General features: G+C 67.7%; 14 protein-coding genes. 6 read left to right on the top strand and 8 right to left on the bottom strand.

Annotated features, from left to right (window positions below; translation table 11 throughout):
- Nucleotide 1 precedes the first annotated feature (1 nt).
- Together coaD and CLV77_RS09680 are read left to right on the top strand one after the other, a co-directional pair.
- A complete protein-coding gene (gene coaD, locus CLV77_RS09685) occupies nucleotides 2-499 on the top strand; it encodes a pantetheine-phosphate adenylyltransferase (RefSeq protein WP_076980736.1) in 498 nt (165 codons plus the stop codon).
- A gap of 148 nt (nucleotides 500-647) precedes the next feature.
- Nucleotides 648-2021, top strand: a complete 1374-nt coding sequence (locus CLV77_RS09680) for a L,D-transpeptidase family protein (protein ID WP_083707850.1) — start codon at nucleotides 648-650, stop codon at nucleotides 2019-2021.
- Nucleotides 2022-2100: 79 nt separating this feature from the next.
- On the opposite strand, the gene CLV77_RS16530 is transcribed toward CLV77_RS09680, so the two are convergent.
- Nucleotides 2101-2244, bottom strand: a complete 144-nt coding sequence (locus CLV77_RS16530; protein ID WP_170043956.1) for a hypothetical protein — start codon at nucleotides 2242-2244, stop codon at nucleotides 2101-2103.
- Between the two features lie 40 nt (nucleotides 2245-2284).
- Nucleotides 2285-3289 (bottom strand): type I glyceraldehyde-3-phosphate dehydrogenase, encoded by a 1005-nt coding sequence (gap, locus tag CLV77_RS09675; RefSeq protein WP_076980737.1) that lies wholly within the window; start codon nucleotides 3287-3289, stop codon nucleotides 2285-2287.
- A gap of 320 nt (nucleotides 3290-3609) precedes the next feature.
- Here gap and CLV77_RS09670 point away from each other — a divergent pair, with 320 nt between their 5' ends.
- Nucleotides 3610-4050, top strand: coding sequence for a DoxX family protein (locus tag CLV77_RS09670; protein ID WP_083707851.1), 441 nt, complete (start codon nucleotides 3610-3612; stop codon nucleotides 4048-4050).
- 69 nt (nucleotides 4051-4119) lie between these two features.
- On the opposite strand, the gene tkt is transcribed toward CLV77_RS09670, so the two are convergent.
- Nucleotides 4120-6138, bottom strand: coding sequence for a transketolase (tkt, locus tag CLV77_RS09665; RefSeq protein ID WP_076980738.1), 2019 nt, complete (start codon nucleotides 6136-6138; stop codon nucleotides 4120-4122).
- Nucleotides 6139-6384: 246 nt separating this feature from the next.
- Here tkt and CLV77_RS09660 point away from each other — a divergent pair, with 246 nt between their 5' ends.
- Both CLV77_RS09660 and CLV77_RS09655 read left to right on the top strand, forming a co-directional pair.
- Entirely contained in the window at nucleotides 6385-6852 is a 468-nt protein-coding gene (locus CLV77_RS09660) for a hypothetical protein (protein ID WP_076980739.1), read from the top strand.
- Between the two features lies 1 nt (nucleotide 6853).
- Nucleotides 6854-7249, top strand: coding sequence for a cell division protein ZapA (locus CLV77_RS09655; RefSeq protein ID WP_076980740.1), 396 nt, complete (start codon nucleotides 6854-6856; stop codon nucleotides 7247-7249).
- 93 nt (nucleotides 7250-7342) lie between these two features.
- Here CLV77_RS09655 and CLV77_RS09650 read toward each other — a convergent pair whose 3' ends face one another.
- The 5 genes from CLV77_RS09650 to CLV77_RS09630 all read right to left on the bottom strand — a co-directional run bounded on the left by CLV77_RS09650 (nucleotide 7343) and on the right by CLV77_RS09630 (nucleotide 11677).
- On the bottom strand, nucleotides 7343-8071 hold the full coding sequence (locus tag CLV77_RS09650; RefSeq protein WP_076980741.1) for a tryptophan-rich sensory protein: 729 nt from the start codon (nucleotides 8069-8071) through the stop codon (nucleotides 7343-7345).
- 32 nt (nucleotides 8072-8103) lie between these two features.
- Nucleotides 8104-9396, bottom strand: a complete 1293-nt coding sequence (gene serS / locus CLV77_RS09645; protein ID WP_076980742.1) for a serine--tRNA ligase — start codon at nucleotides 9394-9396, stop codon at nucleotides 8104-8106.
- A 181-nt stretch (nucleotides 9397-9577) separates the two neighbouring features.
- Nucleotides 9578-10132 carry a fasciclin domain-containing protein gene (locus CLV77_RS09640; RefSeq protein WP_100053070.1) on the bottom strand — a complete coding sequence of 185 codons (555 nt, stop codon included), beginning with the start codon at nucleotides 10130-10132 and terminating at the stop codon, nucleotides 9578-9580.
- Between the two features lie 250 nt (nucleotides 10133-10382).
- On the bottom strand, nucleotides 10383-11123 hold the full coding sequence (locus tag CLV77_RS09635) for an anti-sigma factor (RefSeq protein WP_076980744.1): 741 nt from the start codon (nucleotides 11121-11123) through the stop codon (nucleotides 10383-10385).
- Entirely contained in the window at nucleotides 11120-11677 is a 558-nt protein-coding gene (locus CLV77_RS09630; protein WP_197685746.1) for a sigma-70 family RNA polymerase sigma factor, read from the bottom strand. Before CLV77_RS09630 ends, CLV77_RS09635 begins: the two co-directional genes overlap by 4 nt.
- Before the next feature lie 374 nt (nucleotides 11678-12051).
- Here CLV77_RS09630 and yajC point away from each other — a divergent pair, with 374 nt between their 5' ends.
- Nucleotides 12052-12378: a preprotein translocase subunit YajC gene (yajC, locus tag CLV77_RS09625; protein WP_076980746.1), complete on the top strand. Its 327-nt coding sequence runs from the start codon at nucleotides 12052-12054 to the stop codon at nucleotides 12376-12378.
- The last annotated feature ends 9 nt before the right edge of the window (nucleotides 12379-12387 follow it).

Here is a 12387-nt window from a genome sequence, read left to right as displayed (position 1 = left end):
CATGCGCATCGGTCTTTACCCCGGCACCTTCGACCCGATCACGCTCGGGCATATTGACATCATTCGCCGCGCGGCGCTGCTGGTCGACCGCCTTGTGATCGGCGTCGCGATCAACCGCGACAAGGGGCCGATGTTCACCCTGGAAGAGCGTGTCGCCATGATCGAGGCCGAATGCGCCGAGCTGAGCGCCGAGAGCGGCACCGAGATCGTCGTGCATCCGTTCGAGAATCTGCTGATCGACTGTGCCCGCGATGTCGGCGCCCAGATCATCGTGCGCGGCCTGCGCGCCGTGGCCGATTTCGAATATGAGTACCAGATGGTCGGCATGAACCGGGTGCTCGACAGTTCGATCGAGACGGTCTTCCTGATGGCCGACGCGCGCCACCAGGCCATTGCCTCCAAGCTGGTCAAGGAGATTGCGCGGCTGGGCGGGGACGTGTCGAAATTCGTGACCGAGCCAGTGGATACCGCCCTGCGCGATCGTTACGCCCAGGGCTAGGCCGCCCGGCGGCAGGGGCATGGCCAAGTCGTTCGGTCGGCCGTCACTGCTTCCCTGCGATCACAGCCGCGCGAAGCGTGCGTGACGGGGGAACCAAGGGTTCCGGCCCGTGTTGCCTTCCTGAGCAGACCAAAGGAAGCAGCACACCATGGCACGATCCACCTTGATCGCCTCACTGGCCCTCGGGGCCGCAATTCCCGCCTCCCTCATCGCCGGCGCCGTCTGGGCGCAAGGCACGGGTGAGCAATTGATCCCCCTGCGCGAACTCAAGGCCCGTCAGGCCGAGCGTGCACAGCAGGCCCCGCGCGGCACGATCCGGTCGGGCACCAACAGCCAGTTTCCCGTGATCTCCGATCCCGCCGCAGGAGAAGGTCCGGTCATCATCGAGGCCCCGCTGCCCGAGGGTGGCTATGGCGCCGAGAGCGGCACGACCATCACGACCACCACGCCCGCGCCCGAGCCCACGATCACCCAGGAGCCCGTAACCGAGCAGCCGGTGATCGAGCAGCCCGAGCCTGCGCAGCCCGTGACCGAGGCACCCGCCGCCAGCGCCAATACCAATGCCAATGCCAACGCCAATGCCACCGTGGACAGCCGTCCCAAGGCCCGCGCATCTGGCGGCAAGATCACCCCCGCCGCGATCGAGGCGGCCGGCTACGAGGGTGGCCCGTTGCCCGATGGAGCCAGCCCCCTCGGCGTCAAGGTTCAGGTGCTGCTGGACCGCGCCGGGATCTCCCCCGGCGTCGTCGACGGGGTCAAGGGCGGCATGACCGAAAGCGCGCTGATGGCCTTTGAAGAGCAGCAGGGCCTGCCCGTGGACGGGCGCATGGACCCCGAAGTCTGGCGCGCCCTGGGCGGCGATGTTGCCGGCAGCATCACCTCGACCTACACCATCACCCAAGCCGACACCGAAGGGCTGAGCGCGCCGCTTCCCACCGATTACGCGGAACTGGCCAAGCTGGACCAGATCGGCTTCACCAGCGTCTCCGAGCGCCTGGCCGAGCGGTTCCACATGGATGAGGGCTTTCTCAAGCGGTTCAACCCCGGCGCCCGTTTCGTCGCCGGCGAAACCCTGAACATCGTCGAGCCGGGCCAGAACCAGAAAAGCACCGTGGCGCGGATCGAGCTGGACAAGAAAACCCGCCGCCTGCGCGCCTTCGACGAGGCCGGCCGCATGATCACCAACTATCCGGTCACCATCGGCTCGGCCTCGACCCCGTCGCCGTCGGGCACCCACACGGTGACCGCTGTCGCGCCCGAGCCGACCTATACCTACAACCCGAAGATCAACTTCACCCAAGGCGACAACAAGGAAGTGCTGATCCTGCCGCCCGGTCCCAACGGCCCCGTCGGCTCCACCTGGATCGACCTGTCGAAGCCGACCTACGGCATCCACGGCACCTCGACCCCCAGCCGGCTTTTCGCCAACGCCAGCAACGGCTGCGTGCGCCTGACCAACTGGGACGCCGAGGAGCTGTCGAAAATGGTGCGTGAAGGCACCACGGTGACCTTCCTCGACTGATCGCTGCCCGCCATTCGCGAAAAGAAAACGCCTCCCGGATCCGGTCCGGGAGGCGTTTTTCATTCATTTCCGTCGCAGCTTAGCGCCAGAAGGCCAGCCATTCGGACAGGGCGGCGGCCTTGCGGGCAAGGAACAGGACGGCGCCCCATTCGTAGATCAGAAGATCCGCGGCGATCAGCCCGACCAGCAGGACACCCAGCACGATCGCGATGGTATTCGTCATGCGGTTGGTCTTCCGTCGTTTCTCCGCCCGGGCCGGGGGATCAGTTCAGCAGCCGGCCCATCGCCGCGGCGGTATCCGCCATGCGGCACGAGAAGGCCCATTCGTTGTCGTACCATGCCAGAACACGTACCAGCCGGCCACCCAGAACCTTGGTCTGGTCGGGGGCGAAGATCGACGAGTGGCTGGTGTGGTTGAAGTCGATCGAGACCTTCGGCTCTGCGTCATAGGCCAGCACCGCGCCCATGTGGCCGGCGGCGGCCTCCTGCATCAGGGCGTTGACCTCTTCGACGGTGACATCGCGCTTGGCGTTGAAGGTCAGGTCCACGGCCGAGACATTGGGGGTGGGGACCCGGATGGCGGTGCCGTCCAGCTTGCCCTTGAGGTCGGGCAGCACCTCGCCCAGTGCCTTGGCGGCGCCGGTCGAGGTGGGGATCATCGCAAGGGCGGCGGCGCGGGCGCGGTAAAGGTCGGCATGGCGGCGGTCCAGGGTGGGCTGGTCGCCGGTATAGCTGTGGATCGTGGTCATCAGGCCGTTCTCGATGCCGATGCCCTCGTGCAGGACCTTGGCCAGCGGGGCCAGACAGTTGGTGGTGCAGGACCCGTTCGAGATCATCCGCTCGCCGGGCTGCATCTCACGGTGGTTGACGCCGTAGACGACGGTGCGGTCCACGTTCGTTGCCGGGGCCGAGATCAGCACCGCCTTGGCGCCCCGGTCCAGATGGACGGCCGATTTCTTGCCGTCGTTGAACTTGCCGGTGCATTCCAGAACGATGTCACAACCCGACCAGTCCAGTTCGTTCGGGTCGTAGGTCGAGAACATTTCCATCGGACCGCGGCCCAGATCCATCGTGTTGCCGCTGACCCGGACCTCGCCGCCGAAGCGCCCGTGAACGCTGTCGTATTTCAGCAGGTGGGCGTTGGTCTCGACAGGGCCGGTGGCGTTGATCTTCACGACTTGCACGTCGTTGCGGGCCGACTCGGCGATGTGGGCCAGGGTGCAGCGGCCGATGCGGCCGAACCCGTTGATACCGATAGTGGTCGTCATGAAATGGCACTCCTAGGCAGGTATGTCCGAAGGTTGCAGACCATCTAGCAGCCGAATCCCATTGCCCCAAGCCGAAAGAGACCGAAACTCAGTGTGTTAGCGTTAACCGATGCAGCAGGTCGCAGGTTAGCGCAAACACCGTCTGTTCGGGTTTGCGTCAATGTTGAAGGGTGGTCCGGGCGCCAGGTCTCCCCTCACGTGGGGGGGCGGCGTCCGCGACCGGATCGCGGCGATCGCCATCGCCGGCGGGGCCGCTGGATGTTAGAAGGGCCACCGCGCCCGTTGCCCGGGCCTTCTGACACAAGCCGAAAGGGCTTACCATGGGAAATCCTGCGACATTCTCCCGCCCGGAGGCGACCACGCCCGGTCCACGCGCCGCTTACGCGGATGCGGCCGTCCTGTTGGGGCGGATCCTTCTGGGCCTGCTGTTTCTGGGGGGTGCCCTGCAGAAGACGGGCGACCCGGGGCCTGCCATGCTGTTGCTGGCGGAGCGGGGCTTGCCGGAATCACTGGTCTGGCCGGCGACGGCGTTCAACCTGGTGACGGGGCTTGCGCTGGTCGTGGGCTGGCGGGTGCGGGTGGTGGCGCTGCTGCTGGCGGCCTATTGCGCGGCGACCAGCATTTTCCATCTCAAGCCCGAGGATCCCTGGCAGATGACGATCTTCGTGAAGAACTGGGCGATCGCGGGCGGGCTTCTGGCGCTTTACGCCCATGGCGGGGGCCGCTTCGCCCTGGATGCCCGGGCAAGGCCGGGCCGGTAGGGCCGCTTCGCCCATGGGCGGGCAGGGGGGGGGCGCCCGACCCCACGCGTGGGCCGGGCGCCGAAGTGATCAGCTCAGAAGGGCTTTCACGGAGTCGGCCACAGCCTCGGCGGTGATCCCGAACTTCTCGAACAGGGTCTCGGCCGGGGCCGAGGCGCCAAAGCCCTCCATCCCGACGAAGGCCGATTTGTTGGCGCGACCGCGCTCACCCGAGAGCCACTGATCCCAGCCGAAGCGCACCCCGGCCTCGACCGCGACGCGGACGGGACCGGCGGGCAGGACCCGCTTGCGATAGCTTTCGTCCTGCTGGGCGAAAAGCTCCCAGCACGGCATCGAGACGACGCGGGTGCCGATGCCCTCGGCATGCAGCATCTCGCGCGCCTCGAGGGCGACGCTGACCTCGGACCCGGTGGCCATCAGGATCGCCATGCGCTTGCCTTCGGCATCGGCCAGGACATAGGCGCCCTGGGCCGTAAGGTTCTTGGTCTTGTGCTCCTTGCGGACGGTCGGAAGGCCCTGACGCGACAGCGCCATGACCGCCGGGGTCGACTTGGAGGTCAGGGCCAGTTCCCAGGCCTCGGCCGTCTCGATCGTGTCGGCGGGGCGGAAGACGTTCATGTTGGGCGTGGCCCGCAGCATCGCCAAGTGCTCCACCGGCTGGTGGGTGGGGCCATCCTCGCCCAGGCCGATGGAATCGTGGGTCATCACATAGGTCACCGGCTGGCGCATCAGCGCCGACAGGCGCATTGCCGGGCGGGCATAATCGGCGAAGGTCATGAAGGTGCCGCCGTAGGGACGCACGCCCCCGTGCAGCGCCATGCCGTTCATCGCCGAGGACATGCCATGTTCGCGGATACCGTAGTAAAGGTAGCGCCCGGCGCGGTTGTCGATGTCGTGAACGCCCAGATCGCCGGTCAGCGTGTTGTTGGAACCAGTCAGGTCGGCCGAGCCGCCGAAAGTCTCGGGCATGATCGGGTTGATGACCTCCAGGACCATCTCCGAGCTTTTGCGGGTGGCGACCTTGGGGGCGGTCTCGCTCATCTGCTTCTTCAGCGCCTTGATGGTCGAGGCCAGGCGCTTGGGCGTGTCGCCCGACATCATGCGCTCGAACTCGCCCTGCTTGCTGGCCGACAGCTTCTCGAAGCGCTGCTGCCAGTCGGCGCGGGCCTCGGCGCCGCGGCTGCCGATGGCTTCCCACTGGGATTTCACGTCGCCCGGAACCTCGAACGGTCCGTAGGGCCAGCCATACGCCTCCTTGGCGTCGGCGATCAGCTGGTCGTCGGTCAGCGCGCCGTGACCCTTTGAGGTATCCTGCGCCGAGGAACCCAGCGCGATATGGGTGCGGCAGTCGATCATCGAGGGCGTGTCGGCGGCCTTGGCGGCGGTGATGGCGCGGTCGATATCCTCGGGGTCATGCCCGTCGCATTCGAATACGGACCAGCCCGAGGCTTTGAACCGCGCCTGCTGGTCGGTGATGTCCGACAGTGCGACCTTGCCGTCGATGGTGATGCCGTTGTTGTCCCACATGACGATCAGCTTCGACAGCTTCTGGCGGCCGGCCAGGGCGATGGCCTCCTGGCTGACGCCCTCCATTAGGCAGCCGTCGCCGGCGATGACATAGGTGTGGTGATCGACGATCTTCTTGCCCCAGCGGGCGCGAAGCACCTCTTCGGCCAGCGCGAAACCCACGGCGTTGGCGATGCCCTGACCCAGCGGGCCGGTGGTGGTCTCGATCGCGGTGACCAGGAAGTTCTCGGGGTGGCCGGCGGTCTTGGCGCCCCACTGGCGGAAGTTGCGGATCTGGTCCAGCGTGATCTCTGCATCGCCGGTCAGGTAGAGCAGGCTGTAGATCAGCATCGAGCCGTGGCCGGCCGACAGGATGAACCGGTCGCGGTCGGGCCAGGTCGGGTTCTTGGCGTCGAACTTGAGGTGCTTCTCGTAAAGGACCGTTGCGACATCCGCCATGCCCATGGGCATGCCGGAGTGGCCCGAGTTGGCCTCTTTCACGGCGTCCAGCGTCAGGGCGCGGATCGCGGCTGCTTTGTTCCAGTGGTCGGGATGCGTCTTGCGCAGATCGGCAATATCCAAGGCTCGCGTCCTTTATAGGGGGTCAGAGGGCGTTGCGCCGGGTGATAGCAGCCCCGGTGCGAAGTGCAAGCTTTGCCCGGCCGCTTCGCCCGCTACCCGAGGTCCGTCGGCTTGCCGGTTGAAATGGGGGCGCAATTGCTGATTGCATTGGATAGAATCCGCGACGACACCGGCGGCCGATTCGGCGCGAATCACGGCGGGGTCCCGCCGACCGGGGCCGCGCGGACAGCAGATAGGGGGCAGCAGATGGGTGACATCGGCGATCTTGAACGACGTCTGAGCGAGGCCTTGGACCGTATCGGCCAGGGCCTGGACGGTCTGGGCGCAAGCGGCGGTGCCGCTGCGGCGGAGGCCGAATTGCGCCAGGCGCTCGAGGATGAGCGGGCAACCGCCGCCCAGCTTGAAGAGCGGCTGAAAACCGTCAACGACCGGCACAAGAGCGCCCAGGACGAGATGGAGCAGGAGGTCATGCGCCTCCAGCGTCAGCTTGAAGATGTCGAGATCACCTGCCACCGGCTGCGCGGTGCCAACGCCCGCCTGCGCGAGAACAATCAGAAACTGCGCGAGCAGAATGGCGCCCTGGTCGGGGATCCGCATCTCATCAACGTCGCCATGATGACCGAGCTTGATGCGCTGCGCGCCACCCGTGACGCCGAGATGGCCGAGATGGACGCGATCCTGACCGAGATGAAACCGCTGCTGGAGGAGGGCTGACATGGCCGAAGTCGCGATCGAGATCGGTGGCCGGGTATTCGAGGTCGCCTGCCAGGAGGGGGAAGAGCATTACCTCCAGGCCGCTGCCGCCCTGCTGGATGCAGAGGCCCAGGCCCTTCTGGGCCAGATCGGGCGCCTGCCCGAGGCGCGGATGCTGTTGATGACGGGTCTGATGCTGGCCGACAAGACCGCCGGCCTGAACGAGGACCTGCAACGCGCCCGCGCCGAGTTGGACGAGGCCCGCGCCCGCATCGCGGCGCTGGAATCGGCCCCCGCGCCCGAGCCCGAGCGGATCGAGGTTCCGGTCATCCCGGGTTCGGTCAAGGACAGCCTGGCCGAGCTTGCGGCCCGCGCCGAGGCGCTGGCCGAGCAGGTCGAGGAGCGCCAGGCGAGCTAGGCCCCTGCCGGGGGCCGGGTGCGTCCCTAGTACCCGATCGTCGGGTGTCATGTGACAAGGCGCGCCGCGGGCGCCGTTCAGGCCGCGGGCTGCTCAGCCCCGGGCGGAGCGCGCGGCCAGAAGCAGCAGGATCGCCGCGCCGATTGCGGCCAGCCCCGCCAGGATGGGTGCATCGCCCAGGTTCTGCGCGGTGATCCCGATCAGCGCCCATGCAATCCCCAGCCCGTAGAAGGGCGCCCGGGACAGCCTTGCCTGGACCGCGCCGCCCAGCACGATCGCGGCCAGGATGACCAGCGCGGCCCAGCCCCGTTCGCCCAGTAGGTCGGGGGCCACGCCGTATCCCGCGCCCAGAAGGCCCAGCGATACCAGGCTCGCCGCCGACAGCCAGCCGGCATAAAGCGCCACCGGCCCGCGCAGCCAGATCCTGTCCTTGAGCGGGGTGCGCCAGAGGGCCACCAGCGCCGCCGCCAGCATCAACCAGATCAGCACCGTCGCCCACAACGGGCTTTGCAGCGCCACGACCAGCCATGCGCTGCCCAGGCCCAGCGACAGCGCAAGCGCCGGGCGTGCCGCGTTCCAGCGCGCGTCGCCCCCGCGCCGCCACCAGCCGAACCCGGCCGAGACCAGCAGCCACAGGTAGATCACGCCCCAGATCGAGAAGGCCCAGCCGGCAGGCTGCACCGGCGGGTCAACCTGCGGCACAGGGTAGAGATCGGGATCGAACCCGCCGAAACCCGGCGTCAGGAACGGCGCCGCCACGAAGGCCAGGGTCGCGATCAGCGTGACGGTGGCCAGCAGCCCTTTGCGGGATCGCGCGGTCATGGCGAAAGCCTTTCCTGAACGTGGGGCGCTTGTCAGGTCAACGCGCCCTCGGGGGTGACGCGGGTGGCGCCCCGCAGGTAGGGGTGCAGAACCTCGGGCAGCAGGACAGAGCCGTCTTCCTGCTGGCCGTTCTCGAGCACGGCGATCAGCGTCCGGCCCACCGCCAGGCCCGAGCCGTTCAGCGTGTGCAGGAACTCGGGCTTGCCGCCGCCCTCGGGGCGGAAGCGGGCATTCATGCGCCGGGCCTGGAAATCCCCCACCAGCGAGATCGAGCTGATCTCGCGGTAGGTGTCCTGACCGGGCAGCCAGACCTCGATGTCGTGGGTGCGGCGGGCGCCGAACCCCATGTCGCCGGTGCACAGGACCACCGTGCGATAGGCCAGGCCCAGCCGGTCCAGGATATCCTCGGCGCAGCGGGTCATGCGGTCCAGCTCGTCGCGGGATGTGTCGGGATGGGTGATCGAGACCATCTCGACCTTCTCGAACTGATGCTGGCGCAGCATCCCCGAGGTGTCGCGCCCGGCGCTGCCCGCTTCCGAGCGGAAGCACTGAGTGTGGGCGCAAAGGCGCAGGGGCAGGGCGGATTCGTCCACGGTCTGGCCGTTGACGGTGTTGGTCAGCGTCACCTCGGCGGTGGGCACCAGCCACCAGCCATTGGTGGTCTGGTAGCTGTCTTCGCCGAACTTGGGCAGCTGGCCGGTGCCATACATCATCTCTTCGCGCACGAGCACGGGGGTCCAGGTCTCTTCCAGGCCGTTTTCGGTGGCATGTACGTCCAGCATGAATTGCGCCAGCGCCCGGTGCACCCGCGCCATCGCCCCGCGCAGCACCACGAAGCGCGATCCCGAAAGCCGCGCGGCGCTCTCGAAGTCCAGTCCCGGCACGGCGGCGGGGATCTGGTAATGCTCCAGCGGCTTGAAGTCGAAGGCGGGGGGCGTGCCGCGGCGGTGCAGCTCGACGTTGTCCTCCTCGTCGGTGCCGTCGGGCACTTCGTCGAGGGGCAGGTTGGGCAGGCGCATCAGAAGATCGCGCAGCTTGGCGTCGCCCTCGCGGGCCTTTTCTTCCAGATCGGCAATCTGCTGCTTTTTCTCGGCTACCAGCGCGCGCAGGCGGTTGAACTCGTCCTCGTTGCCGCTTGCCTTGGCGGCGCCGACCTCCTTGGAGGCCGCGTTGCGCGCGGCCTGCGCCTCCTCGGCCTGGGCGATGGCCTCGCGGCGGGCGGCGTCGATCTGCAGGATCTCGGCCGAGGGGTTGGTCAGCCCCAGGCGGGAGAGGGCGGCGTCGAAAGCGTCCGGGTTCTCGCGGATGGCGCGGATGTCGTGCATTTGGGGGCCTCGGGCGTCTGGATTCGTGTTGGCCGCGCTTTTAGCCGGTTTCCGGCCGGGTGTAACGGGCGGATTTCCGGGCCCTTTGCCCGGCTGCGGCCCTCCGGCCCGTTGCAACGTAAAACGCCGCCCCGGGGAGGTTTCCCGGGGCGGCGCCCTGCGTGCCGTGTTGATCTTGGTCTTATTTCGGCAGCAGCACCTTGTTGACGACGTGGATCACGCCGTTGGACTGCTCGACATCGGCGATGGTGACGCGCGATGCATTGCCGGATTCGTCGTAGATGAAGAGGTTGTTGCCCCGCATCTGGGCCGACAGCGAGTCACCCGAGACGGCCTTGAAGTGGAAGAAGCCGTCCTTGGAGGCGCGGATCTTGGCAGCGATGTCGGCGCCGGTCCACTTGCCGGGGACCACATGTGCGGTCAGCACCTTGGTCAGCATCGGCTTCATCTCGGGCTTGAGCAGGGTCTCGACCGTGCCGGCGGGCAGGGCCTCGAAGGCCGAGTTGACGGGGGCGAAGACGGTGAAGGGGCCGGGGCCCATCAGCGTGTCGACCAGGCCGGCGGCCTTGACGGCGGCGACCAGCGTGGTGTGGTCCTTCGAGTTGACGGCGTTCTCGACGATGTTCTTGGTCTCGAACATGGCGGCACCGCCGACCATCGGGTTCGCGGCCTGAGCGGCAGTGGCGAGCAGGGCTGCGGTTGCGGCAGCGGCGGAGAGTTTGGCGAGAAGTTTCATGAGTGGCTCCCTTGGCATGGGCAACACCGTGCTGCCCGATCTCGCTGAAAACCACGGCGGGTGCGCGACAGAAGTTTCGGCTGGGGGTGAAAAAAATCGAAAAACTCTTGAAACCTTAATTATATCAAATGGATGCGTGGCGTATTTAGCGGTGCGCTGCTGCCCTCCACCTCCGGCGCCGCCCCAAATGCAGAACGCCCCGCCGGTTTTCGGCGGGGCGCTCTGGCAATGGAGGTGGCCTTGGGGCGGCTCAGAGCGTGGTGACCGGACCTGCGGCAAGGACGGCGCCCGTGGGCTGGCCGGTCGGCGAGCCACCGGCGGGCTCGTCGCTGATGGCCAGGACCAGCGGCGTCTGGGCCAGCTGGCGCGCGACGGCGGCGGGCAGGGTGACGCTTTGGGCACCTTCGCCGATCAGACCCAACGAGACGGGCGCGTCGGCCCCCGCGATGGCCCAGAGTTCCAGCGCCCGGCCCGGCCGGGCCTCGCCCGCGACGCGGCGGATCTCGACGGTGTCGGTCTGGGGCACATAGGCCGCCAGCAGGCGCAGGCTTCCGTCCTCGGACGCAATCTCGGCCAGTTGCAGGGGGGCGGGGGCGCTGGTGCCCGGCCGCTCGACCGTGCCGGTCCCAAGCCAGGTGCCGGGTTGGGACACCATCAGCAACGCAAGGCCCGCCGTCGCCGTCATCGACGCCAGCGCCAGACCGCGCCAGATGCCCACCGCCGACCACATGCCCTGGCGGCTTGCCTCGCCGAAAAGCCGCGTCATCACCGCGCCCTTGGTGGCGCGGCGCGGTTTGACGGGGGCCACGGGGTCGGTCAGGGTCACGAGATCCTCGTGCCAGGCGGCAACCTCGCGGGCAAAGCCCGGGTCGGCCGAAGCGCGGGCCTCGGCCATGCGCAGCTCGTCCCCGTCCAGAAGGCGCAGGGCGTATTCCGCGGCCAGGGCCGAATCCCGGGCCGACTCGTCGTCTTTTTCGGTCGGATCGCTCATCGCTCCATACACTCCCTGAGGCTGATAAGGCCCCGTCTCAGCCATGTCCGCATCGTGTTGAGCGGCACGTCGAATTTCGCCGCCAAGTCCGAATAGCTTTCGCCCTTCAGATAGGCGCCCCGGATCGCCTCGCCCCGGGTGGCCTCCAGCTCGTCGAGGCAGGAGGTGATGCGCCGCGCCTCGGAGCCGGCGATCGCCGACTGTTCGGGCGAGGGGCCGCTGGCTGCCAGGGTCTCGGTCACCGTGTCGATCTCGGACCCGACGTCGCGCCGGCTGGCGCGCAGCCGGTCGATGGCGCAGTTTCGCGCAATCGTGATCAGCCAGGTCATCGGGCTGAGGCCGTTCGACACGTAGCGATCGGCGCCCTTCCATATCTTCACATATGCGTCCTGCAAGGCGTCCTCCGCAACCGATCGCTGTTTCAACACACGCAGGCAGACGCCAAGAAGTTTCGGCGCGGTGGCATCATAAAGGCTGGAAAAGGCCGAACGGTCCCCGAGGGCGACCCGGGCGATCAGGTTTTCAAGGGCTTTCAGTTCCAACGTTCCACTCATTTTCGGAGCGTCCTTTCGGGATCTCGGTCTGCTGCCCGGCGCGAGGTGCCGGAAAAGCCATCGGGGAAGGGCGGCGGGATGCCGGAATTTTGCAAGCTCGGCGCAGGGTTGCAGCACGCGGCGCCAGTGTAAAGCACCGCTCCCGCTCGCGATGTCAGACCCGTGCCGGGGCGGGCAGGCATGCTACACCCCGCCGGCCCAAAGCGCGCGGGCAGGGGGCGGCGGGGGCGGGAAGGGTTGCGGCGGCGGCACGCGGCGCCCGGGCGCCGCGTCGCGGTCCTCCCGACAGCTTGTGCATCCGCCGCGCCGGTTATAGGGTGCGCGGCAATTCGGATGGGGGCGAAGGCCCCCCGCCTCAGACCAAGGATTCACAGATGTTCGTAACTCCCGCCTATGCCCAGGCTGCCGCTGGCGGCGCCGCCGGTGCCTTCACCAGCTTCGTGCCCCTGATCCTGATCTTCGCGATCATGTATTTCCTGCTGATCCGTCCCCAGCAGAAGAAGGTCAAAGAGCACAAGGCCATGGTCGAGGCCCTGCGCCGCGGCGACACCGTCATCACCCAGGGCGGCATCATCGGCAAGGTGGTCAAGGTCAAGGAAGGCGACGAGATCGAGGTCGAGATCGCCGAGGGCGTCAAGGTGCGCGTCCTGCGCTCCACCGTCGGCCAGGTGCTGTCCAAGACCGAACCTGCAGCTTCCTGAGGTTGCGGT

The organism is Brevirhabdus pacifica, from assembly GCF_002797755.1.
In the GTDB taxonomy this organism is placed as follows: domain Bacteria; phylum Pseudomonadota; class Alphaproteobacteria; order Rhodobacterales; family Rhodobacteraceae; genus Brevirhabdus; species Brevirhabdus pacifica.
The sequence above is the reverse complement of the archived record's forward strand: the minus strand, read 5'-3'. Positions and strand labels throughout refer to the sequence as shown.